Here is a 23,328-nt window from a genome sequence, read left to right as displayed (position 1 = left end):
GATCGTGCTCGCCTTCGGAAGCAACCTTGGCGATCGCGCCGGAACCATCCGTTCCGCGATCGATGCGCTGCCCGCACACGGTGTCACGGTGACGGCGATGTCGACCCTCGTCGAATCGACCGCCGTGAAGCCGGGCGGGAAAGACGAGACGGCACCGCGCTATCTCAACGGCGTCGCTCTGGCTCAAACGGCACTGCCCCCGCACGCTCTGCTCCGCGCGATCCAGGCGATCGAGGCGCAGTTCGGGCGCGTGCGGGAGGAACACTGGGGCGATCGAACGCTCGACATCGACATTATCGCCTACGGCCACCTCCTTCTCGCCGATCCTGACCTCGTTCTGCCTCACCCCCGGGCTGCTGAGCGTGACTTCGTGCTCGGTCCGTGGCTCGAGATCGACCCCGACGCGGTGCTGCCAGGCGCTGGACCCGTTGCCGGCCTCATCGGGCGCGCCACAGAATTCCCGGGAGACGGCGCGTGAGGCGCACACGAGCGACGCCGCTGATCGGCCTCGCGGCACTCGGGTTCGTCGCCGGATTCCTCCTCGAGTACGGCCTGGAAGCGTTCGGAAGAGCCCTCCTCGTGCCGCCGGTCACGATGCCACTCACCCTGCTGGCGATCGCCATCGTCATCCTCGGTTTCGCCATCCCGATCCACCGCACGGTCACGGGCAAGCGGCAGGCGCGGATCGACCCGTTCCAGGCCATGCGCGTCGTCGTTCTTGCCAAGGCCTGCAGCCTCGTCGGTTCGCTGCTCACCGGCGCAGCACTCGGAGCGCTGGTCTACTTCGGGACCCGCCCGGTACTGCCCGCGCTAGGCTCGATGTGGCTCGCGATTGCCTCCTGCATCGGTGCAGCGGCTCTGACGGCCGCTGGACTGATCGCCGAACACCTCTGCACGCTCCCGAAGGATGAAGATGATGACGCACCCGGAGCAACCCTGGACTCCTGACCCGACACTGGCTGAGCCGGTCACCGAGCAGGCACCGGTGAGGCTCCAGGCAGGTGAGGCTGCCGACGCCGCGGAGGCAACCACGGCCGACGCGCCCCGCCGTATCGATACGACCGGGGAGTGGCGGCGGGTGTCGCCCAAGTACATTCTCGTCGACCTCATCGGCTCCGCCATCGCGGCCGTCGTCGTCGTGGTCGTCGCCGTCGTCCTCGGCGTGATTTTCGAGCAGGCGTGGCCCTGGTGGATCATGGGAGGCCTCCTTCTCGCGATCGCTCTCGGCGCTGCATTCACCCCCCGTCGCATCCGTTCGATCGGGTACCAGTTGCGACAGGACGATCTGCTGTTCCGCCGCGGCATCATGTGGACGCGCATGGTCGCCGTTCCCTACGGCCGCATGCAGCTCATCGACATCAACCGCGGCCCCGTCGCGCGGGCTTTCGGGCTCGCCGAACTGAAGTTCGTCACCGCTTCTGCAGCGACGGCGATCGTGCTGCCCGGACTTCCCGCCGAGGAAGCTGAGGACCTCCGCGACCACCTCGTCGAGGTCGCCGAAAGCAGACGGACGGGGCTATGACCGACGAGACGGATGCTCCGCGGCCGCCGTTCGGGAACCTTCCGCCCCAGCAGCCCGCACCCGGTTCTGAACCACAGCCGGGCTATCCGGTCGCCGCACAGCCTGAATACTTCCCGGTGCAGCACCAGCCGCCGCGGGATCAGCGCAACCTGACCGACGGTGAATGGCACCGCCTGCACCCCGCGACGCCCCTGCTTCGCGGCGGAATCGCCTTCCTCGCCATCACCGGCTTCGTCATCGCGAACCTGCGCGAGCGGCTGGTCGAGTTGTTCCTGCCCGGCGCCGGGGACACCGCTGAGGAGAATTACGACCCGCTCACCTACGTCTGGGAGCACGGTTACGTCGGGCTCGCGCTCCTCGCGGTCTTTGTCGTCCTCCTCGTCGTGATGGCCGGCTTCTTCGTCTCGTGGCGCATGCACACCTTCCGCGTGACGGACGAAGCGGTCGAGGTGCGCAGCGGTATCCTGTTCCGCACGCACCGCAACGCCAAACTCGACCGCATCCAGGGCGTCGGGATCTCCAGGCCGTTCCTGCCCCGCCTCTTCGGCGCAGCCAAAATGGAGGTCTCCGTCGCGGGGGCTGACGCGAGCGTGAAGCTCGAGTACCTGTACTCCCGGGACGCCGACAATCTCCGGCGTGACGTGCTCACCCTCGCATCGGGAGTGCGCCTCGCCGAAAAAGGTCTTGCGCCCGCACCGACCGTCGGGCCTGGCGGCATCGAGAACGAGCAGGTGCTCAGCCGGATCGTGAACGAGCGGGTGTCTGAGTTCCTCGCCCCAGAGCTCGACCCGGGAACCGCCCCGCCCGAATCGGTCGTACGGATCCCGGTCGGCCGCCTCATCGGCTCGACGGTGCTCAGCATCGGGTCGGTCCTGATCCTCGCCCTCGCCGTCGTGATGATCGTCTCCATCGTCAACGGCCAGATCTGGTCGCTGTTCTGGTTCATCCCGAGTGTGATCGGGCTCGGCAGCTACTTCTGGTCGACGATCACCAAATCGCTCCGGTACTCGATCGCCGGCACGCCGTCCGGTGTGCGGATCGGTTTCGGATTGTTCTCCACGAGCAACGACACGCTTCCCCCCGGTCGCGTGCACGCGATCGAGATCTCCCAGTCGGTGCTGTGGCGCCCGTTCGGCTGGTGGCAGGTCAAGATCAACAAGGCGGGACTTTCGGCGGAAGACGCGATCGGCGGCAAGGGAAACACGACGGTCCTCCCGGTCGGCACCCTCACGGACGTCTCCCGTGTGGTCGAACTCCTGCTCGGCCTGCCAGCGAGTGAAGACCTGCGCGACGAACTGCAGCTGGCGATCAACGAGCCGTCCCGCTCGGGCTTCACACTCTCGCCCCGGCGCGCACGCTGGTTCGATCCGTTCGCCTGGAAGCGCACCGGCTATTCGCTTCGCGACGGGCTGCTCCTGTTCCGCAAGGGTGTCGTCTGGCGCAAACTCGACATCCTTCCGCTCGCCCGGATGGTGAGCTTCTCGGTCTCGCAGGGCCCGGTCGAGCGGATGTTCCGCCTCGCTTCCGCTCGCGCCCACACCGTGCTCGGCCCGATCACTCCCACGCTGCCCGTCATCGGTACGGCCGAGGCAGCCCGCCTGTACGAAGAGGTTTCGGCGGGAATCGTGGCTGCGTCCCTGGCCGACCACAGCCACCGCTGGGCACAGACCGTTCCGGATGCCGGGCCGGCGCCGGAGAACTTCTCGTGACGGCACGGGCCGGTCGCCTGGGAATCGGGATCATCGGTGCTGGCAGGGTCGGTCCTGTCCTCGGCGCCGCCCTCGCCGGTGCCGGGCACGCCATCACCGGAATCAGCGCCGTCTCGGTCGAGAGCAGGGACCGCGCAGAAGCGATGCTTCCCGCCGTTCCGATCCTCGACATCCCGAGCATCGTGGAACGCAGCGAACTCGTCATCATCGCGGTGCCGGACTCGGAACTCGAGTCGCTCGTCGCCGGGCTCGCAGCGACGTCGAGCTGGCTCCCCGGCCAACTGGTGATGCACACGGCAGCCGGATACGGCACCGCGGTGCTCTCACCCGCCCAGGCCCTCGGAGCGATCCCGCTCGCGATCCACCCGGCCATGGACTTCACCGGCACGAGCATCGACATCGCCCGGCTCGCAGAAAGCTGGTTCGCGGTGACCGCGCCGACGCCGGTCCAGCCGATCGGGCAGGCCCTCGTCGTCGAAATGGGCGGAGAGCCCGTACTCGTCGCCGAAGCGGATCGTGCCGCATATGCGGAGGCCATCGAGATCGCGACGGCGTTCTCCCGGTCCATCGTGACGCAGGCCACTGGCATCCTCGCGCGAATCGGTGTCGAGCATCCCGGCGGATTTCTCTCGTCGCTCGTCCGGTCTTCTGTCGATAATGCCTTGCAGCAGGCGGGCCGGCCGGACGTGTTCGACGACGACCCCGACGAGGAGGCGCCGCCTGCCGGTACCATCGGTGAGTGACAAACAGTATCGATGACATCCGTTCGCGCATCGCCGACGCCAAACAGGGCGCGATCGACAACGGAAACCCGCGCCCGAGAGTCGTACTCGTTCCCACGATGGGCGCGCTGCACGCCGGTCACCTCGCGCTCGTCGACGAGGCAGCCGAACTCGGTGACATCGTCGTCGTTTCGATCTTCGTCAATCCGCTGCAGTTCGGCCCAGGCGAGGACCTCGACAGCTATCCTCGTACGCTCGAGCAGGACGTCGCCCAGCTCGCCGAGCGCGGAGTCTCGCTCGTCTTCGCTCCGACAGCCGCCGAGATGTATCCCGATTCGAACGCGGGCGTCCGCCTCACCGCTGGTGACATCGGTGCCAGCCTCGAGGGCGCGACCCGGCCAGGGCACTTCGACGGCATGCTCACCGTCGTCGCCAAGCTCTTTCACATCGTCGGACCGGACGTGGCCGTCTTCGGCGAGAAGGACCGTCAGCAGCTTTTCCTCGTGAAGCGAATGGCGAAGGACCTCAACTTCGGTGTGGAGGTTCACGGGGTCGAGACCGTACGCGCGTCAGACGGCCTCGCCCTGTCGAGCAGGAACGTCTACCTCGAGGCGAGCGACCGCGCGGCGGCTCTTGCCCTGTCTGCAGCTCTCGCGGCGGCCGCGAACAGCGAGTCGGCTGCGGACGCGCTCGACGCCGCTCACGCCGTCCTCGCCGCTGAACCTCGCATCGATCTCGACTACCTTGCCCTCGTCGACCCCTCCTCTTTCGCGCCGGTCAGTCCGGAACACCAGGGCCAGGCGATCATGCTCGTCGCGGCACGGGTGGGCAGTACCCGCCTCATCGACAACCGCACACTCTCGATCGGCTGAGGCCTGCGCCTCGAGACGCCGTCCGCCCCGTAAACTGGGGCGACCCCACAAGGAGACGTTTTTCTATGACTGCCCCAACGCCAGCCCAGCCCGTCGAACCGACCGCCGAAGAGATTTCCGAGCAGAAGGCCGTCCGACTGGCGAAGCGGGCACAGCTCATCGAGAACGCGAAGGATGCCGCTGGCGGCGCGTACCCGGTCTCGGTCCCGATCACGACCACGATCCCTGCGCTGCGCGAGAAGTATGGGCACCTCGCCGCGGACGAAACCTCGGGCGACGTCGTCGGGGTCGCCGGACGCATCGTGTTCCTCCGCAACACAGGCAAGCTGTGCTTCGCAAGCCTTCAGGCCGGGGACGGCAGCCGTATCCAGGCGATGGTGTCCCTCGCCGAAGTCGGTGAGGAGTCCCTCGCCTCCTGGAAGGAACTCGTCGACCTGGGCGACCACCTCTTCGTTTCCGGTGAAGTGATCTCCAGCCGCCGCGGTGAACTGTCGATCATGGTTCGCGAGTGGACGATCGCGTCGAAAGCGATCCTCCCGCTCCCGAACCTGCACAACGAGCTGAGCGAAGAGAGTCGCGTCCGGAGCCGCTACCTCGACCTCATCGCCCGCGAGCAGGCCCGCCGCAACGTCATCCAGCGTTCGAAGGCCGTCGCGAGCCTGCGTCGTACATTCACAGATCGCGGCTACCTCGAAATCGAGACGCCGATGCTCCAGGTGATGCACGGCGGAGCGTCCGCCCGCCCCTTCGTCACCACATCGAACGCGTTCGACACCGAGCTCTTCCTGCGCATCGCGCCTGAGCTGTACCTCAAGCGCGCTGTCGTCGGCGGTATCGACCACGTCTTCGAGATCAACCGCAACTTCCGCAACGAGGGCGCAGACTCGACCCACAGCCCGGAGTTCGCGATGCTCGAGGCATACGAGGGCTACGGCGACTACAACTCGATCGCAGACCTGACGCAGACGCTGATTCAGGATGCCGCGCTCGCCGTCGCCGGGTCGCACACGGTCACGTGGGCGGACGGCACCGAATACGACCTCGGTGGTGACTGGGACCGGATCTCGATGTTCGACAGCCTCTCCGATGCCGTCGGCCGCACGATCACCCCGGAGACGCCGATCGAGGAGCTCAGGGAGCTCGCCGATCGCGAGGGCATCGTCGTCCCGCACCCGATCCACGGCAAGTACATCGAGGAGCTGTGGGAGCACTTCGTCAAGTCCGCCCTTGTTCGACCGACCTTCGTGCGCGACTTCCCGGTTGACACCTCGCCGCTCGTGCGTGAGCACCGATCCATCCCCGGCGTCGTCGAGAAGTGGGACCTCTACATCCGGGGCTTCGAACTCGCGACCGGCTACTCGGAGCTCGTCGACCCCGTCGTGCAGCGCGAACGATTCATCGAGCAGGCGCGACTCGCCGCCGGCGGAGACGTCGAAGCGATGCGTCTCGACGAAGAGTTCCTCCGCGCGCTCGAACACGGCATGCCCCCGACCGGCGGAATGGGAATGGGGATCGACCGGCTGATGATGGCGTTGACCGGACTCGGCATCCGCGAAACCATCCTGTTCCCCCTCGTGAAATGAGCGAACGATGAGCGATTACCTTCCCAAAGAAGAACTGAACCCGAAAGATCCGCGGAAGCCATCGACGAACCGCGTCATCATCTGGATCATCGTCGGCGGTATCGGTGCGTACCTCGTGATCTCCGGTGTGATCGGCATCATCTCCGGCGGCAGCTGACCCCGATCGGCGGGGTATCCTGTTAACCAAATGGACAACTACTGGGTCAACGCAATCTGGTCGCTCATCCCGACGGTTCTCGTCGGAGTGATCTTCTGGCTCGTCCTGCGCGGCATCATCCGGGCTGATCGCGTCGAGCGCGCTGCCTACGCTGACCTGGAAGCAGCCGAACGTTCACGGCTCGGTCTTCCGCCGGCGCCGGCGACCAGCCCTGGTGGGTCGGCAGAAGGCTCGGTCTGATCCGCCGGTAGGCTGGACGCACCCTTCCCGATGACAGGAGCCGGTGCGTGGACTTAGCGTCACTGTGGGCGAGTATCGCCGCTGACTGGACGCTCGTCCTTTTCTTCGTCATCGACTTCATCATCCGGGTTATCGCGATCATCGTCGTTCCCCGGAACCGGAGGCCGTCGGCCGGGATGGCGTGGCTCCTTGCCATCTTCCTGATCCCCTATGTCGGTGTGATCGCGTTCCTTCTCATCGGGCACCCCAAGCTGCCGAAGAAGCGACGCGACATCCAGGACGAGATCAACGATTTCATCCGGATCGCGGGGGAGAACCTTCCCAAGCAGGAACTCCAGCCAGGTCGCCCGCTCTGGTTCACGAACCTCGTCAAGCTGAACCGGAACCTCGGTGCACTTCCCCTGCTCGGCGGCAACGAGGCCGAACTCCTCGGCGACTACAACGCGACGATCCGGGCGATGACCGCGGCGATCGACGCGGCTGATCGCCACGTCCACGTCGAGTTCTACATCCTCAGCTGCGACCGTACCACCGCGCCGTTCTTCGATGCCCTCGAACGAGCGGTGAAACGCGGTGTCACGGTGCGGGTCCTGCTCGACCACGTCGCCAACATGCGCACCAAGGGATACTCGAAAACCAAACGCCGCCTCGACCGGACCGGTGCCGAGTGGCACCTCCTGCTTCCACTCCAGCCGTGGCGCGGCAAGTTCCAGCGGCCGGACCTCAGGAACCACCGCAAGATCCTCGTTGTCGACGGGCTGGTGGCATTCATGGGATCGCAGAACATCATCGATCGCAGTTACAACAAACGCGGCAACCTCCGTCGGGGACTGCAGTGGCAGGAGCTCGTGGCTCGGGTCGAGGGCCCGGTGGTCGGTGGCATCAACGCCATCTTCCTCAGCGACTGGTACAGCGAAACCGGCGAACTCGTGAGCCGCGAGGTCGATGTGACCGACCCGGACCTCGAGAACGGCGACCTGGACTGCCAGGTGGTGCCGAGCGGTCCTGGGTTCGACGGTGAGAACAACCTCCGTCTCTTCCTCGGGCTCCTGTATGCCGCGCAGAAACGCATCGTCATCACGAGTCCCTACTTCGTGCCGGACGAATCGATGCTGTACGCCATCACCACGGCGGTGCAGCGGGGTGTTCCCGTGGACCTCTTCGTCTCCGAGATCGGCGATCAGGCGCTCGTCTATCACGCCCAGCGTTCCTACTACGAGGCACTGCTCCGTGCGGGGGTCCGGATCTACCTCTACCCGGATCCGTACATCCTGCACGCGAAGCACTTCACCATCGACGACGACGTCGCCGTGATCGGGTCGAGCAACATGGACATGAGGTCGTTCGGCCTCAACCTCGAGGTCTCGCTGATGGTTCGGGGCGAGTCGTTCGTCTCCGACATGCGAGCGGTCGAAAACGGCTACCGGCAGAAGAGCCGCGAACTGACACTCGACGAGTGGCTGAAGCAGCCATTGCGGTCGACAGTTCTCGATAACCTCGCGAGGCTGACCTCAGCGCTGCAGTGACGGTGCCCGCACAAGCAGGTCTCCGACCTCGCAGTCGAGGGCATCGCAGATCGCGACGAGTGTCGAGAACCGGATCGCCCGCGCCCGATCGTTCTTGAGCACGGACAGGTTGACGATGCTCACGCCGACACGCTCGCTCAGCTCGGTCAGGGTCATCGAACGTTCCGCAAGCAATTCGTCGAGCCGACATCGGATGCCGGTCGGTCCGTCATCTGCGCCACTCACTACACGAGACCTCTCGTATCGCTCTGCATCCGTTCGCCCAGGCGGAATGCCGCAGCGACGGCAACGAGGGCGAGTCCGATGAAGATCGGCCAGAATTCGATCGAGGCCGCGAGCGACGGTTCCGGCAGACCGTGCGCGGTCGCATCGGCCGGATCGACTGCAGTGCTCGATGCCCAACCGTCGATGCGGAGTGTCTGCTGCGCGGCGAGGACGGCTCCGATGGCGCTCAGGACCTGCCAGACGATCCCGCCGATCCCGAGTGTGATTCCAGCGCCGGTCAATGCTGACGTGAGAGACGACGCGAACGGAGCCTCGCTCCTGAGCTGTCGGCAGAGCATGGCGATGACGGTCGCCAGCAGAATGAAAACCGCGCCCTCGACGAGTGTTCCCGCTGCCAGGAACGATCGGGCGGGCAGGTCGAGGCCCTCGACCTGAACATCCGCGACGGTGAATCCGCCGGCGACCACCTGGGCCGTCGGGCCCGTGATGTCGAATACTCCCGGGCGAGGGTCAGGCCAGAACGACATCACAGGGAGCGATACGTCGACATGCGGTGCGGCCAGGGTGGAGACGACCGACCACAGCGTGCCGACGGACACCAGCGCCGCGTAGGCGATCGCGCCGATCATGGTGATCAGAAGGACGGCCGAATCGCGATTCGCACGATCGGTCGGCTTCCGCCCGGCGAGCAGCGAGACGACTCCGATGACGATGAGCATCCCGGTGAGGACAACCGCCAGGGGCAGGAACGCGCCCATCAGACGAGTCCCTCTGTTTCCCGCTGCAACCGTTCCCCGATGGAAAAGGCCATGGCAACGAGAGCGAGTGAGAAACCGACGATGAACGGAGTGGAGTCGATGTGCATCATCATCGGGAACTCCGACCCGACAGGGTCGGAATTGAGTTCGGTGGCGACCTGGAAATTCCCGAATCCGTACAGGGCCTGACCGAACATGCCTCCAACGAGGACGACCACGGCCAGCGCGCCGATGAGTCGGCGGAGCGCCGTGACGAACGGCCGGCCGTCGAGGAGTTGGCGGCAGAGCACGACGATCGCGATAGCGATCATCACCTGCACAAGAATGAGAAGCAGGGTGCCGCTGCCGAGGAGCAGGCGGGCAGTCATGGACAGGCCGTCGACGGTCATCTCCGCCGTCGTGGTTTCGCCTGAAACGACGGATGCCCGGCCGTCGGTTTCGACATCGTTCAGGAAGATGCTCACCGGCTGCACGATGGCGACCCCGTCAGTGGTGAGGGTCTGGATGAAACCGAAGACGCCGATGATGAAGGCGCTGCCGGCGAAGAGAACACCGAGCACGGAACACAACTGCAGAAGACCGGCATCCATCCGGCCGAGGGACGGCTTGAGGGGCATTCGCCCACCTCCAACGATTATCGATAACAACGAATATCGATAAGTTATCGACAGTCGTTATGTCTGTCAATGGTCGTCGCGCCCAGAGCGAACAAAGACCATTTCCCAACCAGCGGTGGTTACGCTCTTTCTAACGGTGTCCCCATCCCTGCCCGGACACCCAAGGAGCGAATATGTTTGAGAGATTTACCGACCGCGCTCGCCGCGTCGTAGTTTTGGCCCAGGAAGAGGCCAAGATGCTCAACCACAACTACATCGGAACCGAGCACATCCTGCTCGGTCTCATCCACGAGGGTGAAGGTGTCGCAGCCAAGGCCCTCGAGTCCCTCGGCATCTCGCTGGACGCCGTCCGCGAGCAGGTCCAGGACATCATCGGCCAGGGCCAGCAGCAGCCGACCGGCCACATCCCCTTCACGCCGCGTGCCAAGAAAGTGCTCGAGCTGTCGCTCCGCGAGGCACTCCAGCTCGGCCACAACTACATCGGCACCGAGCACATCCTGCTCGGTCTCATCCGAGAGGGTGAGGGTGTCGCAGCGCAGGTGCTCGTCAAGCTCGGCGCCGACCTCAACCGTGTCCGCCAGCAGGTCATCCAACTGCTCAGTGGCTACCAGGGCAAAGAGACCGCGGCCGTCGGCGGCAACACAACGGAGACCACCGCGCAGGGCGGATCCCAGATCCTCGACCAGTTCGGACGCAACCTCACACAGGCTGCCCGGGACAACAAGCTTGACCCGGTGATCGGCCGTGAGAAGGAAATCGAGCGGGTCATGCAGATCCTCTCCCGCCGGTCGAAGAACAACCCTGTCCTCATCGGCGAGCCAGGCGTCGGCAAGACGGCCGTCGTCGAGGGACTCGCCCAGGCGATCGTCAAGGGAGAAGTGCCCGAGACGCTGAAGGACAAGCAGCTGTACTCGCTCGACCTCGGCTCACTCATCGCAGGAAGCCGCTACCGCGGTGACTTCGAAGAGCGCCTGAAGAAGGTCACCAAGGAGATCCGCACCCGGGGTGACATCATCGTCTTCATCGACGAGATCCACACGCTCGTCGGAGCGGGTGCCGCAGAAGGCGCTATCGACGCCGCGAGCATCCTCAAGCCGCTCCTCGCCCGTGGCGAACTGCAGACCGTCGGTGCCACGACCATCGACGAGTACCGCAAGCACTTTGAGAAGGATGCCGCTCTCGAGCGCCGGTTCCAGCCGATCCAGGTCGCTGAGCCGTCGCTTCCTCACACGATCAACATCCTCAAGGGGCTGCGTGACCGGTACGAGGCCCACCACAAGGTCTCCATCACCGACGGCGCACTCGTCGCCGCCGCGAACCTGGCCGACCGTTACGTCGCCGACCGGTTCCTTCCGGACAAGGCCATCGACCTGATCGATGAAGCCGGTGCCCGCCTCCGCCTCTCGATCCTGTCGAGCCCGCCTGAACTCCGCGAGTTCGACGAGAAGATCTCGGTCGTTCGCGGCGCCAAGGAAACGGCGATCGAAGACCAGGACTTCGAGAAAGCGGCATCGCTGCGCGACGAGGAGAAGAACCTCCTCGGAGAGCGGCTCCGCCTTGAGAAGCAGTGGCGCTCCGGCGACGTCAAGACCACAGCGACGGTCGATGAGGGACTCATCGCCGAAGTTCTCGCGCAGGCCACCGGCATCCCGGTCTTCAAGCTGACCGAGGAAGAGTCGTCTCGCCTCGTCTTCATGGAGAAGGCGCTGCACCAGCGCGTCATCGGTCAGGAAGAAGCGATCTCGGCCCTGTCGAAGACCATCCGCCGCACGCGTGCCGGTCTCAAGGACCCGAAGCGTCCTTCTGGTTCGTTCATCTTCGCCGGCCCGACCGGTGTCGGAAAGACGGAACTGGCCAAGGCGCTCGCGGAGTTCCTGTTCGACGATGAAGACGCGATCATCTCGCTCGATATGAGTGAGTACGGCGAAAAGCACACGGTCTCGCGGCTGTTCGGTGCCCCTCCCGGATTCGTCGGCTTCGAAGAAGGCGGGCAGTTGACCGAGAAGGTCCGCCGTAAGCCGTTCAGCGTCGTGCTGTTCGACGAGATCGAAAAGGCCCACCCCGACATCTTCAACTCCCTCCTCCAGATTCTGGAAGAGGGACGGATGACGGATGGCCAGGGTCGCCTCGTCGACTTCAAGAACACCGTGATCATCATGACCACGAACCTCGGTTCGAAGGGCATCGCCGGTGGACCGGTCGGTTTCCAGGTCGAGGGTGACACCACCGCGACCTACGAGATCATGAAGGCAAAGGTCACAGAAGAGCTCAAGAAGCACTTCAAGCCGGAGTTCCTCAACCGTGTGGATGACACCATCGTGTTCCCGCAGTTGTCGAAGGCCGAGCTGCTGCAGATCGTCGACCTCTTCGCCAAGCGACTGAGCGAGCGCCTGCTCGACCGGGACATGACGATCGACCTCACCCTGTCTGCGAAAGAACGTCTCATCGAGGTCGGGTTCGACCCGGCTCTCGGTGCACGGCCGCTGCGTCGTGCGATGCAGAACGAGGTCGAGGACCGCCTGAGTGAGAAGATCCTGCACGGCGAACTCAACTCCGGTGACCACGTCCACGTGGACTTCGTGGAGAACGCGTTCACCTTCCTCACCACCCAGCGTGAAGAAACCGTTGGAGCCGGCCTGAACTCGGGCCGCTCGCTCGGCACGGGTTCGGCGACACCGGACCTCGCCATCACCGGCGAATAAAGCGCAACGACGAAGGGCCGGGGAGCAATCCCCGGCCCTTCGTCGTTTTCAGCGGATCAGGCCATCCGGTCGAGATACCGCAGCAGTACGCCTTCACGAGTCGCCCACGGGGAAACGTCGAGTTCGCGAACGCCGAAGACCGCCATCGCCTCGCTCAGCACGATGCCACCGGCAACGATCTGGAAAGTCCGGTCCGGGGTGATGCCTGGGAGGGCCGGCCGGGCGTCAGCCGGAATGCGGGCAAGCCGCGGCACCCAGTCGTCGAGCCTGTTCCGTCGAAGGGTGAGGCGGTCCTCGTCTCCGACACCATCGGACTCGGAGCCCGCGAGCCGAGCGAGTGACCGGATGGTCTTCGACGATCCGACGATCTGGCCCGGTTTACCGCTGCCGTCGAATTCGCCTCGTGCCGCTTCAAGGACGCCTCGTGCGTGCTCACGCAACGCATTCTGCTGGGCAGGGGTCGGTGGGTCGTTGTGCAGGAACCCGATCGTGGAGCGACCGGCACCCAGGGGGAGCGACAGGGCGACATCCGGTTCTTCGTTGTTGCCCAGGGCGATCTCGAGCGAACCTCCACCGATGTCGAACAGCAGGATCTTCCCGGCGGACCAGCCGTACCACCTGCGAACGGCAAGAAAGGTGAGCCGTGCTTCGTCCTCCCCGCTCAGGACCTGAAGATCGAGGCCGGTCTCCCGTTCGATCAGTGCGAGCACCTCGGGCCCGTTCGACGCCTCGCGGATTGCGGACGTGGCCATCGGGAGGAGTTCGTCGAGGTTACTGGCGCGCGCGATCTCGGCCGCAGCGCCGATCGACTGCACGAGCGACGTGACGCCCTCGTCCGTGATCGAGCCGTCGGAGTCGATGTAACGCATGAGGCGCAGGACCGACTTGTGGGACGCTTTCGCGACCGGACGGGCGCCGGCATGCGCGTCGACGATCAGCAGGTGGACGGTGTTTGAGCCCACATCGAGCACTCCGAGTCGCATACCGACAGGGTACCCCTCCACTAAACTGGGAGGCATGACGATCCCGGGGGTGCGCGAGTACACCGTGCGGCGTGCCCGAACCTCCGATGTCCCAGCCATCCGGACGCTCATCGAGCCGCTCGTCGCCGAACGGATTCTCCTCGGCAAGGAACGCGTCGTCTTCTACGAAGCCGTGCAGGAATTCCGGGTCGCCGAGACACCGGACGGCACTCTCATCGGGTGCGGAGCGCTCCACGTCATGTGGGAAGACCTCGGGGAGGTTCGCACGCTTGCTGTCGCCCGCGACTGGCTCGGCGCCGGAGTCGGCTACACGATCCTCGAACGACTCGAGGCGGATGCCCGTGAGCTGGGGCTCACTCGCTTGTTCTGTCTGACATTCGAGGTCGGTTTCTTCACCCGCAACGGGTATGGCGAGATCGGCGAGGGGGTCATCGATCCCGAGGTCTACTCGGAGATGGTTCGTTCTCCCGACGAAGGCGTCGCCGAATTCCTCGACCTCGCCAGGGTGAAGCCGAACACTCTCGGGAACTCGCGCATGCTCAAGCAGCTCTGAGCTGCTCATTTGTTGCCCCTCTTGTGAGGGTCCCTCACGGGCAGCTAGCTTTTACTCACTGTTTACCCCTCGGGTGAATCGACGACACACGGCGACCCTAGCCTTGCGGGTGTTGCTGCGTGACCTCCGGCCAGTGCCGCAATGACGCACACTGTCTGTGCGCCGTATTCAGCCGTCGACGAAACTTCGGGAGACCAATGTTGCTGTCCAAGCGCCTCTGGCGTACCACCGCCCTCGCATCCCTCGTCGGTCTCGCGGCCGCACCGCTCGCGGTACTACCCGCATCCGCCAGTGTCGACAGCACCGGGGTGGTGATCAACGAGGCGTACCTTTCCGGTGGCAGCGCCGGAGCGGCGTTCTCGAACAAGTTCGTCGAGCTCTACAACCCCACCGACGCCGCGATCGACATCAGCGACTGGTCACTGCAGTACCGATCCGCGACGGGTGAAGGTGCACCGTCGAGTGTGGTCGACCTGAACGGGACCATCCCGGCGAAGGGTTATTACCTCGTCGGTGGAGGCAGTAACGGAAACAATGGCAGCCCGCTGCCCGTGCCTGACACGTCCCTCGGCGGTTTCGACCTCTCCGGCGCCTCGGGCACGATCATTCTCGCCACCGTGCCGACCGCGCTCACGGCGGACCAGCTTCCGGCGGGCTCGACCACCGGAAACGCTCTCATCGTCGATGCGCTCGGCTACGGAACGTCGAACACGTTCGAAACCGCTCCGGCGACGGCACCCAGCGGGAACACCGACGTCAAGAGCCTGAACCGAACCGGTTTCGCTGACACCGACGACAACGCGTCCGACTTCTCCCTCTCAGCAACGATCACCCCGCAGAACATCGCAAGCAGCGACCCCAGCATCCCGACCGACCCGCCGACGGACCCGGAGGATCCGACCGAGCCGACCGATCCAACCGAGCCCCCGGTCGAGCCGGGAACCGTGCCGATCGCCGAAATCCAGGGCACGGGTGACGTGAGCCCCCTCGTCGGTGACACGGTCACGACGTCCGGGATCGTCACCGCGGTCTACGAGACCGGCGGATTCGACGGCTACTACCTCCAGACCCCGGGAACGGGCGCGAACGCAGCCGGCCAGACGGCATCCGACGCGATCTTCGTCTACTCGCCGAGCACCGTCGCATCCGTCGACACGGGAGCGTACGTCGAGATCACCGGCGCCGTCTCGGAGTACTTCGGACTGACGCAGGTGACCGTCGCCGACGCCAACGGACTCACCACCCTCGACGCCACGACGGTGACAGCACCAGTACCTGCCGCCGTCGCCTTCCCCACCGAGAACGCCGCGCGCGAGCGACTCGAGGGAATGCTGATGGCCCCCGCCGGTAACTACACCGTCACCGACGTGTACAGCACGAACCAGTACGGCGAGATCGGTCTCGTCGCCGCGACGACACCGCTCGTGAACCCGACCGTCCTCGGGGCTCCTGGGACTCCCGCTCATGACGCAGCGGCCGCCCGGTTCGGGGCGGAACTGGTCACGCTCGACGACGGGTCGACGATCAACTTCCTGAGCTCCGCCAACAACGGCGCGAACAAGAACATCCCGGTGCCGTATCTGTCGACGACCGCTCCGGTGCGAGTCGGTGCGCCCGTGACCTTCACGGACCCGGTGATCCTCGACTACCGGAACAACAACTGGAAGTTCCAGCCGACCAGTCATCTCACCGGTGACAACGCGGATACGGTCCAGCCGGCAACCTTCGGCAACACGCGGACGGCTGCCCCGGCGAACGTGGGCGGAGACATCACCCTCGCAACGTTCAACGTGCTCAACTACTTCGCCACGACCGGCGCCGACCGCACCGGCTGCACCTTCTACACCGACCGCGACGGCAACCCGATCACGGTGAACAACTCGGATGCCGCCGGTTGCGGCGTTCGCGGGGCAGCGGATGCCGCGAACCTGGCGCGTCAGCAGGCCAAGATCGTGAACGCGATCAACGCCCTCGACGCCGATGTCGTCTCGCTCGAAGAGATCGAGAACTCCGCCCGAGTCGACAAGGACCGCGACTTCGCCCTCGGTGTTCTCGTCGACGCGCTCAATGCAGACGCAGGAAACGACGTGTGGTCGTTCGTGCCGTCTCCCGAAGACGTGCCCGAGAACGAGGACGTCATCCGGACCGCATACATCTACAAGGCGGATGCCGTCGAAACCGTCGGCACCGGACGCATCCTCCTCGACTCTCCCGCTTTCAGCAACGCACGCGAACCCAACGCGCAGGCATTCAAGCCAGCACAGGGAGCGGACTCCGAAGCTTTCATCGTGATCGCGAACCACTTCAAGTCGAAGAGCGACTCGGGCGCGACCGGAGACAACGTCGACTCCGGAGAGGGCGCGTACACGGGTGACCGGGTGCGGCAGGCTGAAGCACTCGTCGCCTTCGCAGATGAGCTGACGGCCGAGTGGGGGACGGAGCGGGTCTTCCTCACCGGCGACTTCAACTCCTACGCCCAGGAATCCCCGATCCAGGTGCTCGAGGACGCCGGTTACATCAGCCAGGGCGACAAGAGCGGCAAATACACCTACCAGTTCGGCAAGGCCATCGGTTCGCTCGACTACATCTTCGCCTCAGGTGAAGCCGACACCACGGTGACCGGCGCCGACGTGTGGAACATCAACTCGGTCGAGTCGATCGCCCTGGAGTACTCGCGCTACAACTACAACGCGACGAACTTCTATGACGAGAGCCCGTACCGGTCGAGCGATCACGATCCCGTGCTCGTCGGCATCGACGCGGACTCGACGACGTCGATCCTCAACCTCCTGAACATCAACGACTTCCACGGGCGGATCGACGCCAACACGGTGAAGTTCGCCGGAACGATCGAGTCCCTGAAGGCACAGTTCGGAGCCGACCAGTCGCTGTTCCTCTCGGCAGGAGACAACATCGGAGCGTCTCTCTTCGCTTCGTCGTCGTTGCTCGACCAGCCCACGATCGACGTTCTCAACGCGCTCGGCCTCGCAGCAGCTGCGGTCGGCAACCACGAGTTCGACCAGGGCTACGACGACCTCGTCGACCGGGTGATGAACGGCGGGCAGAACGCCCGCTTCCCGTACCTCGGTGCGAACGTCTACCTGAAAGGCACGAGCACCCCGGCGCTCGACGAGTACGCGATCTTCGAGGTGGACGGCGTCGATGTTGCGGTGATCGGAGCGGTCACCGAGGAGACGCCGACGCTCGTATCACCGGGCGGAATCACCGACCTCGAATTCGGGGATCCCGTCGAGGCCGTCAACCGTGTCGCCGCGCAGTTGAGCGATGGAGATGAGTCGAACGGTGAGGCCGACGTCATCGTCGCGGAATTCCACGAGGGCGCAGGTGCCGGCATCCCCGACGGGTCGACACTCGAAGAAGAAGTGCTCGCCGGCGGCGCATTCGCCGACATCGTGTCGAAGACGTCTGCCGAGGTCGACGCCATCTTCACCGGGCACACCCATAAGCAGTACGCCTGGGACGCACCGGTCCCCGGAGTGAGCGGCGAAACCCGCCCGATCCTCCAGACCGGAAGCTACGGCGAGAACATCGGCCAGATCGTTCTCACCGTGGACACCGCGTCGGGGGATGTGACGTCCTACGAAGCGAGGAACGTCGTGCGGGTGACGACGGAAGACGCCGAGCTGATCGCTACCTACCCTGCCGTCGCGGAGGTGGACCGGATCGTCCGCGCGGCCATCGCGGAGTCCAACGTCATCGGCAACCAGGTGGTGGGAAGCGCCACGGCGCCGATCACCACGGCGTTCGCCAACGGAGTACGCGACGACAGGTCGAGCGAGTCAACCCTCGGGAACCTCGTGGCGAACTCGCTCGTCGAATCGCTCAGCTCAGCGGATCGAGGCAGCGCCGAGATCGGCGTCGTGAACCCCGGCGGCCTTCGTGCCGACCTGGCGGCAGGCGACATCACCTATGCCCAAGCGAACGCCGTCCTGCCGTTCCTCAACAACCTGTGGACGACGACGCTCGATGGTGAACAGTTCAAGGAGTTGCTCGAGCAGCAGTGGCAGCTCGACGCGGACGGCAACGTGCCGTCTCGCCCGTATCTGCAACTCGGCCTGTCCGACAACGTCAGTTACACATTCGACCCGGCACGTACGCAGGGCGACCGGATCACGAGCATCACCGTGAACGGCGCACCGATCGATCCGGCGGCGGACTACCGGATCGGGTCGTTCAGCTTCCTGCTCCAGGGTGGGGACAACTTCCGGATCTTCAACGAGGGCGTCAACACCAGGGACTCCGGTCTCGTCGACCGCGACGCCTGGATCGACTACATCCGGACCAACAGCCCACTGTCACCGAGCTTTGACCGCCGCTCGGTACAGGTGACGGGTATCCCCACCGGCCCGGTCGCCGAGGGCAGCACGCTCACACTGAACCTCGCGAAGCTCGACCTCACGTCGGCAGGAAGCCCGGTGAACACGTCGGTCACCGCGGCGATCGACGGTGCGACAGTCGCAACGTCGCCGGTGACAGCGGGTGAAGCGACAGTGTCGTTCACGGTCCCTGATGGGGCGGGAGAGAAGACGCTGACGATCGTCGCCCAGGAATCCGGAACGACGGTGACCCTGCCGCTGACCGTCACGTCCGGTGCGCCGACACCGGCGCCGGAGGACGAATTGACCGAGGCACTGAAGGATCTGATCACGGTGATCGGCGCGTTCGTCCGCGGTGAGGATGTCGCCATCCAGCTCCTGCAGGAATGGATCGGAAAGTATGTGTCGATCTGGCTCTACTCCGAGCCGATCATGCTCAGCGACGGTCTCGTCCAGGTCGGGGAAGACGGCCGCGTCACCGTGACGGTTCCCGAGGATGCCCCGCTCGGTGACCACCGACTCGTCGTCCTCGACGAGAACGGTGACGTGATCTCGTGGACGGACGTCGAGGTCCTTGCGGCAGCGGCTGGACCGGGAGATCCGGGTGAACCGGGCGACGGCGGTGGAGCCGCCGGTCCAGGGCGGCCTGGCTCGCTGAGCAACACCGGTGGAGAGATCGCGCCGGCGATCGCCTTCGCTCTCCTGCTCCTCATGGCGGGTACGACAGCCCTGATCGTGAGTCGCCGCCGAACGGCCTAGCAGCGCCAGAAGACGCGCGGAGGGACGCAATCGCGACCCTCCGCGCGTCCTGTGCGTGCGGCATCCGGCCGCTGGTTATCCTGAACCCATGTCGAGAACCGAAGGCACTGGCCGCGCACCACGCAGCGTGTACGTGCGCCGGCGGCTCTGGGTCCTTGCCGGCCTGGTTGCCGTGATCGCGATCATCGCGCTCGTCATCTGGAAGCCTGGCTCGACGGGAGCCGAGCCCCGCGAAGCACCGGCGGCACAGAGCACGTCAGTGGCGAAGAGCACCTCGACGCCGACCCCCAGTCCCGGCGTGATCTCCGAGTGCGCCGACGGAGACGTTCTCGTCGAGGCGCTGACCGACAAGAGCACATACGGCGCGGAGGAACTTCCCCAGCTGTCGCTGCAGATCACGAACACGACGGACGAAGCCTGCCGTATCAACGTCGGCACTGCCGCTCAGGTATTCACCATCAAGAGCGGATCCGACGTGTACTGGACGTCGACCGACTGCCAGGTCGAGCCCGCGGACGCGATCGTCGAACTCGAGGCGGGACAGGTCGTCGCTTCCACGGCTCCCATCACCTGGGACCGGACCCGGTCGACGCCGTCCACGTGTGAGGGTGAGCGCCCGGCAGTCCCCGCCGCTGGTGCGTCGTACCACCTGTCGACATCGGTCGGCGGATTCGAGAGCGAGGCGTCGAAGCAGTTCATCCTCGCCGGTTAGGCGTCTCCCGCTGAGCTCAGGGGCCTGCAGGCTCTGCAAGACTGGACACCATGTCGAAAAAGAAGAAGCAGCTGACCTTTCGATCCGACACTCTCGCGGAGGCGCTGGCGCAGCAGGACATGGCCGCCGTCGCGTTTGCGCTGCGCAACGACTGCGTCGTCGTGCCGTTGATCAGCGCCGGTCAGCCAGACAAGCCGACCGACGCGGGCGAAGTATGGACCTACCGTGAACCCGACACCGGGCGCATCGCGTTGCTGCTGTTCTCCGACGCCGAACACAAACCGGCAGCGCTGCCGCCCCTCGTCGGACTGTACGACGGGGTCTGGCTGCACACCTTTCTTCGCACGCATCGCGAGCAGATCCACACGGTCTTTTTCGACCTCGCCGGCCCGCACCCGATGCAGGCGTCACCGGACGAACTGCTCCGGGTTCTCGCCCTCTAGTTCGACAGAGACGGTCGCTCAGAAGACGCTGTCGAGCTCTTTGTCGAACGACGACCCGGCGGCATTCTTCGCCGAGGCGAGCGCCTCACGGATGCTGCCGGCCCTGGCATCGACGATCGTCCGGTAACCGAGGCGGGTCGCTTCGGCCGTGCGCTGTTTCGCGGCGGCGACCGGGCGCACTTCACCAGCCAGGGAGATCTCGCCGAACGCGGCGAAATCATGCGGCACCGGGTAATCCGCAGCAGCCGATGCGATGGCAATAGCGATAGCGAGGTCCGCTCCTGGCTCCGTGAGCTTCACACCGCCGACCGTCGAAACGTAGACGTCCTTGTCGTGCAGCTTGATTCCGGCGCGCTGGGAGAGCACCGCGAGGAGCATCGCCACGCGGGACGAGTCGACCCCGTTCGTCACGCGGCGCGGGTTCGGCATCGGGGTGTCGAGCACGAGAGCCTGGATCTCGACCGGAATGGCGCGCTTGCCTTCCATCGACACGGTGACACAGGTGCCGGAGACCGCCGCCCCACGGCTGAGGAACAGTGAACTCGGGTCAGGGACCTCTGCGATACCGTCGCCGGTCATCTCAAAGCATCCGACCTCGTCCGTCGGGCCAAATCGGTTCTTGAGCGCCCGCACGAAACGCAACGATGTGTGGCGGTCGCCCTCGAAATGGCAGACGACGTCGACGAGGTGCTCCAGCAGACGGGGGCCCGCAATGGTGCCGTCCTTCGTGACGTGGCCGACGAGAAGCACGGGCAGTCCGCGTTCCTTGGCGACCCGGATGAGGGTTTGTGCCACCTCGCGCACCTGACTCGGCTGCCCGGCGATCCCGTCGGACAGCGGACTGGAAACCGTCTGCACCGAGTCGACAATGAGAAGCTGTGGCTCGACCGCGTCGATCTGGCCGAGCACCACGCCGAGGTCGGTCTCGGCGGCGAGAAACAGGTTGTCGCTCAGTGCACCCGTCCGTCTGGCGCGAAGCTTCACCTGGTTGACCGACTCTTCCGCGCTGACGTAGAGCACCCGTGACTTCGCCTTCGCAGCCTTGGCCGCGACTTCGAGCAGCAGCGTCGATTTGCCGACTCCCGGTTCTCCGGAGAGAAGAATCGCTGCACCGGGGACGATGCCCCCACCGAGCACGCGATCGAACTCGTCGATCCCCGTCGGCCAGTGCGCGACATCCGCTTCGGTGATCTCGGTGATGGGACGGGCCGAGCGGCTTGCGGAGACAGGGGAGGAGGTGACCCGGGAGACCAGGCCGGTCTCTGTAGCGACGTCGACGACGGTTCCCCATTGCTGGCATTCGCCGCACCGGCCGGCCCACTTGAGGGTTTGCCAGCCGCACTCGGTGCACTTGAAGGTCGAGGTCGGTTTAGCCATGCTCCGAGCCTAACCGCGGGGTACGACACTGCTCGGTTCGCGCGCGCTTCGTTGATCCATTACACTCGACCGCGGTGGCGTGTCCGAGCGGCCGAAGGTGCAACTCTCGAAAAGTTGTGTGCGTCTAAAGCGCACCGTGGGTTCAAATCCCACCGCCACCGCCATAAGAACCCCCGTGACTTCGGTTGCGGGGGTTCTTTTCTACTGCTGGGGGTTCGCCTCTAGACTGGCGCGGTGACTGATGCCGCTCCCGTACTTGGACTCCTGCTCGACGTCGATGGCCCGATCGCCAGCCCGGTCAGCCGGAGTGTCGCCATCCCCAGCATCGCCCGCGATCTGGTGGAACTCGCGAACGGGGGAGTGCCGATCGTTTTCAACACCGGCCGCTCCGACGCGTTCATCCGCGACGAGGTGGTTCCACAATTGCTGTCGGCCGGCCTCGGCGACACCGCCCGCGTCTGGGCAATCTGTGAAAAGGGCGCTGTCGTCGTCAGGATCACACCGTCCGGCTTCGGCGAGATCGATGTCGACGAGGACCTCGCGGTTCCCCCCGCCTATGCCGATGCCATCCGTGAACTCGTCCACGACTCGTACGACGATGTGGTGTTCTTCGACGAGACGAAGCGCGCAATGGTGTCGGTCGAGCAAAGGCTCGACGTCTCGGCCGAGCACTTCACCTCCCGCCGCGATGCTTTCGACTCGGATGCCGCTCGGGAGCTCGAAGCCCAGGGTCTCGGCTACGAGTGGGGGATGACGATCGTGACGGACGCCGCGGGCAACGTCCCGTTTCGCATCGACCCGACGATCATCTCCACCGACATCGAGTCGGTCCGGCTCGGTAAAGACCTCGGCGCGAGCAAGTTCCTCGCACTCCTCGAGAAGGACGGCGCGGTCCTCCCTTCCCGGTGGCGCACCATGGGAGATTCCCGCACCGATTACGCCATGGCCGACTGGCTCCACGAGCGCGGGTATGACGTCATCCACGTCGATGTTCGCCCGGCCGACGGAGTGCCGGAGACGCCGTATCCGGTGAGGCACCACGACTCCCTGATCCACGACGATGCCGGTGCGCTGTATTTGAGCGCCTGGGTCCGGATGCTGCGGGGCGAGCTGAGCGACGACGACTCGGTCTAGCGCCCACGAACTCCCGGATTTCCGGGGTTCTCCAGCGCGACACGCCCGGACTGCAGGAGCAATTTGCGGGGGTACCGGGATGTGCGTAAAGTAATCACTCGTCACCCCAAAGGTGCGGCAGAGCGGAACAGCTCGCCGGCCTCATGCGGGACCAAATCCAGGTAAAAGAACAGGCACTCTTGAGTGTCGGCGTTTACTGCCTTAGGATTAACAACCTCCACTCAAAGAAGCTGAAGAAATTCAGGCGATTGTTTGGTGCGCCGACTCTCGAGTCGGGGCCAAAAACACTCGATTTGACAAAGACTTCGAGAGTGGTAAGTTAGAGAAGTTGCCCTGCGGAGCAGCCCGGAAGGGTGAAAAGCAGGAGCATCCGATCCTTGAGAACTCAACAGCGTGC

Annotated in this window: 21 protein-coding genes and 1 tRNA gene; 17 read left to right on the top strand and 5 right to left on the bottom strand. The window is 65.1% G+C overall.

Going from position 1 to position 23,328, the window contains the following annotated elements; translation table 11 throughout:
• The first annotated feature begins 4 nt into the window (after positions 1–4).
• From folK to cls, 10 genes are all read left to right on the top strand, one after another.
• A complete protein-coding gene (gene folK, locus D9V29_RS13090; protein ID WP_229790452.1) occupies positions 5–478 on the top strand; it encodes a 2-amino-4-hydroxy-6-hydroxymethyldihydropteridine diphosphokinase in 474 nt (157 codons plus the stop codon).
• On the top strand, positions 475–948 hold the full coding sequence (locus D9V29_RS13085; RefSeq protein ID WP_121673777.1) for a DUF3180 domain-containing protein: 474 nt from the start codon (positions 475–477) through the stop codon (positions 946–948). The genes folK and D9V29_RS13085 overlap by 4 nt, the downstream gene beginning before the upstream one ends.
• Positions 914–1,522 (top strand): PH domain-containing protein, encoded by a 609-nt coding sequence (locus D9V29_RS13080; RefSeq protein ID WP_229790453.1) that lies wholly within the window; start codon positions 914–916, stop codon positions 1,520–1,522. The genes D9V29_RS13085 and D9V29_RS13080 overlap by 35 nt, the downstream gene beginning before the upstream one ends.
• On the top strand, positions 1,519–3,231 hold the full coding sequence (locus D9V29_RS13075) for a PH domain-containing protein (protein WP_121673775.1): 1,713 nt from the start codon (positions 1,519–1,521) through the stop codon (positions 3,229–3,231). The genes D9V29_RS13080 and D9V29_RS13075 overlap by 4 nt, the downstream gene beginning before the upstream one ends.
• On the top strand, positions 3,228–3,974 hold the full coding sequence (locus tag D9V29_RS13070) for a Rossmann-like and DUF2520 domain-containing protein (RefSeq protein ID WP_121673774.1): 747 nt from the start codon (positions 3,228–3,230) through the stop codon (positions 3,972–3,974). The genes D9V29_RS13075 and D9V29_RS13070 overlap by 4 nt, the downstream gene beginning before the upstream one ends.
• A complete protein-coding gene (panC, locus tag D9V29_RS13065; protein WP_121673773.1) occupies positions 3,971–4,825 on the top strand; it encodes a pantoate--beta-alanine ligase in 855 nt (284 codons plus the stop codon). Before D9V29_RS13070 ends, panC begins: the two co-directional genes overlap by 4 nt.
• A 65-nt stretch (positions 4,826–4,890) precedes the next feature.
• The gene (gene lysS / locus D9V29_RS13060) at positions 4,891–6,408 is read left to right on the top strand and encodes a lysine--tRNA ligase (RefSeq protein ID WP_121673772.1); all 1,518 of its coding nucleotides are present in this window, start codon (positions 4,891–4,893) and stop codon (positions 6,406–6,408) included.
• A 7-nt stretch (positions 6,409–6,415) separates the two neighbouring features.
• The gene (locus tag D9V29_RS14990) at positions 6,416–6,565 is read left to right on the top strand and encodes a hypothetical protein (RefSeq protein ID WP_183085016.1); all 150 of its coding nucleotides are present in this window, start codon (positions 6,416–6,418) and stop codon (positions 6,563–6,565) included.
• A gap of 30 nt (positions 6,566–6,595) precedes the next feature.
• A complete protein-coding gene (locus tag D9V29_RS13055) occupies positions 6,596–6,805 on the top strand; it encodes a hypothetical protein (protein ID WP_121673771.1) in 210 nt (69 codons plus the stop codon).
• Between the two features lie 47 nt (positions 6,806–6,852).
• A complete protein-coding gene (gene cls, locus D9V29_RS13050; RefSeq protein WP_229790454.1) occupies positions 6,853–8,331 on the top strand; it encodes a cardiolipin synthase in 1,479 nt (492 codons plus the stop codon).
• Here cls and D9V29_RS13045 read toward each other — a convergent pair.
• Genes D9V29_RS13045 through D9V29_RS13035 form a run of 3 tightly spaced genes read right to left on the bottom strand, consistent with a single transcriptional unit; the run spans position 8,317 to position 9,931 of the window.
• Positions 8,317–8,556 (bottom strand): helix-turn-helix domain-containing protein, encoded by a 240-nt coding sequence (locus D9V29_RS13045; protein ID WP_121673770.1) that lies wholly within the window; start codon positions 8,554–8,556, stop codon positions 8,317–8,319. The two genes, cls and D9V29_RS13045, sit on opposite strands and share 15 nt — an antisense overlap.
• Positions 8,556–9,314 carry a hypothetical protein gene (locus D9V29_RS13040; protein WP_121673769.1) on the bottom strand — a complete coding sequence of 253 codons (759 nt, stop codon included), beginning with the start codon at positions 9,312–9,314 and terminating at the stop codon, positions 8,556–8,558. The genes D9V29_RS13045 and D9V29_RS13040 overlap by 1 nt, the downstream gene beginning before the upstream one ends.
• Positions 9,314–9,931 carry a hypothetical protein gene (locus D9V29_RS13035; RefSeq protein ID WP_121673768.1) on the bottom strand — a complete coding sequence of 206 codons (618 nt, stop codon included), beginning with the start codon at positions 9,929–9,931 and terminating at the stop codon, positions 9,314–9,316. The genes D9V29_RS13040 and D9V29_RS13035 overlap by 1 nt, the downstream gene beginning before the upstream one ends.
• A 173-nt stretch (positions 9,932–10,104) precedes the next feature.
• Here D9V29_RS13035 and D9V29_RS13030 point away from each other — a divergent pair, with 173 nt between their 5' ends.
• Entirely contained in the window at positions 10,105–12,633 is a 2,529-nt protein-coding gene (locus tag D9V29_RS13030) for an ATP-dependent Clp protease ATP-binding subunit (protein WP_121673767.1), read from the top strand.
• Between the two features lie 56 nt (positions 12,634–12,689).
• On the opposite strand, the gene D9V29_RS13025 is transcribed toward D9V29_RS13030, so the two are convergent.
• The gene (locus D9V29_RS13025; protein ID WP_121673766.1) at positions 12,690–13,616 is read right to left on the bottom strand and encodes a Ppx/GppA phosphatase family protein; all 927 of its coding nucleotides are present in this window, start codon (positions 13,614–13,616) and stop codon (positions 12,690–12,692) included.
• Between the two features lie 34 nt (positions 13,617–13,650).
• Here D9V29_RS13025 and D9V29_RS13020 point away from each other — a divergent pair, with 34 nt between their 5' ends.
• The 4 genes from D9V29_RS13020 to D9V29_RS13005 all read left to right on the top strand — a co-directional run bounded on the left by D9V29_RS13020 (position 13,651) and on the right by D9V29_RS13005 (position 20,420).
• The gene (locus D9V29_RS13020; RefSeq protein ID WP_121673765.1) at positions 13,651–14,169 is read left to right on the top strand and encodes an amino-acid N-acetyltransferase; all 519 of its coding nucleotides are present in this window, start codon (positions 13,651–13,653) and stop codon (positions 14,167–14,169) included.
• A gap of 197 nt (positions 14,170–14,366) precedes the next feature.
• The gene (locus D9V29_RS13015; protein WP_121673764.1) at positions 14,367–19,265 is read left to right on the top strand and encodes an ExeM/NucH family extracellular endonuclease; all 4,899 of its coding nucleotides are present in this window, start codon (positions 14,367–14,369) and stop codon (positions 19,263–19,265) included.
• Positions 19,266–19,353: 88 nt separating this feature from the next.
• Positions 19,354–19,977: a hypothetical protein gene (locus D9V29_RS13010; protein ID WP_121673763.1), complete on the top strand. Its 624-nt coding sequence runs from the start codon at positions 19,354–19,356 to the stop codon at positions 19,975–19,977.
• Positions 19,978–20,027: 50 nt separating this feature from the next.
• A complete protein-coding gene (locus D9V29_RS13005; protein WP_121673762.1) occupies positions 20,028–20,420 on the top strand; it encodes an SseB family protein in 393 nt (130 codons plus the stop codon).
• Positions 20,421–20,438: 18 nt separating this feature from the next.
• Here the strand turns inward: D9V29_RS13005 and radA are convergent, their stop codons facing one another.
• Complete coding sequence (gene radA / locus D9V29_RS13000) at positions 20,439–21,797, bottom strand: DNA repair protein RadA (RefSeq protein ID WP_121673761.1); 1,359 nt, start codon at positions 21,795–21,797, stop codon at positions 20,439–20,441.
• Between the two features lie 73 nt (positions 21,798–21,870).
• Between radA and D9V29_RS12995 the strand changes: the two genes are divergently transcribed.
• Positions 21,871–21,961: transfer RNA gene (locus tag D9V29_RS12995), tRNA-Ser, on the top strand.
• Between the two features lie 70 nt (positions 21,962–22,031).
• Positions 22,032–22,931, top strand: a complete 900-nt coding sequence (locus tag D9V29_RS12990) for a hypothetical protein (RefSeq protein ID WP_121673760.1) — start codon at positions 22,032–22,034, stop codon at positions 22,929–22,931.
• Positions 22,932–23,328: the final 397 nt, after the last annotated feature.

This window comes from Mycetocola manganoxydans (assembly GCF_003667545.1).
Classification (GTDB): Bacteria; Actinomycetota; Actinomycetes; order Actinomycetales; family Microbacteriaceae; genus Mycetocola_A; species Mycetocola_A manganoxydans.
The sequence above is the reverse complement of the archived record's forward strand: the minus strand, read 5'-3'. Positions and strand labels throughout refer to the sequence as shown.

Excerpts from the sequence above, each read along its gene's own strand:
- D9V29_RS13080 (WP_229790453.1), top strand. The coding sequence starts at position 914 with ATGATGACGCACCCGGAGCAACCCTGGACTCCTGACCCGACACTGGCT.
- D9V29_RS13075 (WP_121673775.1), top strand. The coding sequence starts at position 1,519 with ATGACCGACGAGACGGATGCTCCGCGGCCGCCGTTCGGGAACCTTCCG.
- lysS (WP_121673772.1), top strand. The coding sequence starts at position 4,891 with ATGACTGCCCCAACGCCAGCCCAGCCCGTCGAACCGACCGCCGAAGAG.
- D9V29_RS14990 (WP_183085016.1), top strand. The coding sequence starts at position 6,416 with ATGAGCGATTACCTTCCCAAAGAAGAACTGAACCCGAAAGATCCGCGG.
- D9V29_RS13055 (WP_121673771.1), top strand. The coding sequence starts at position 6,596 with ATGGACAACTACTGGGTCAACGCAATCTGGTCGCTCATCCCGACGGTT.
- D9V29_RS13040 (WP_121673769.1), bottom strand. The coding sequence starts at position 9,314 with ATGGGCGCGTTCCTGCCCCTGGCGGTTGTCCTCACCGGGATGCTCATC.
- D9V29_RS13035 (WP_121673768.1), bottom strand. The coding sequence starts at position 9,931 with ATGCCCCTCAAGCCGTCCCTCGGCCGGATGGATGCCGGTCTTCTGCAG.
- D9V29_RS13030 (WP_121673767.1), top strand. The coding sequence starts at position 10,105 with ATGTTTGAGAGATTTACCGACCGCGCTCGCCGCGTCGTAGTTTTGGCC.
- D9V29_RS13025 (WP_121673766.1), bottom strand. The coding sequence starts at position 13,616 with ATGCGACTCGGAGTGCTCGATGTGGGCTCAAACACCGTCCACCTGCTG.
- D9V29_RS13020 (WP_121673765.1), top strand. The coding sequence starts at position 13,651 with ATGACGATCCCGGGGGTGCGCGAGTACACCGTGCGGCGTGCCCGAACC.
- D9V29_RS13015 (WP_121673764.1), top strand. The coding sequence starts at position 14,367 with ATGTTGCTGTCCAAGCGCCTCTGGCGTACCACCGCCCTCGCATCCCTC.
- D9V29_RS13010 (WP_121673763.1), top strand. The coding sequence starts at position 19,354 with ATGTCGAGAACCGAAGGCACTGGCCGCGCACCACGCAGCGTGTACGTG.
- D9V29_RS13005 (WP_121673762.1), top strand. The coding sequence starts at position 20,028 with ATGTCGAAAAAGAAGAAGCAGCTGACCTTTCGATCCGACACTCTCGCG.
- radA (WP_121673761.1), bottom strand. The coding sequence starts at position 21,797 with ATGGCTAAACCGACCTCGACCTTCAAGTGCACCGAGTGCGGCTGGCAA.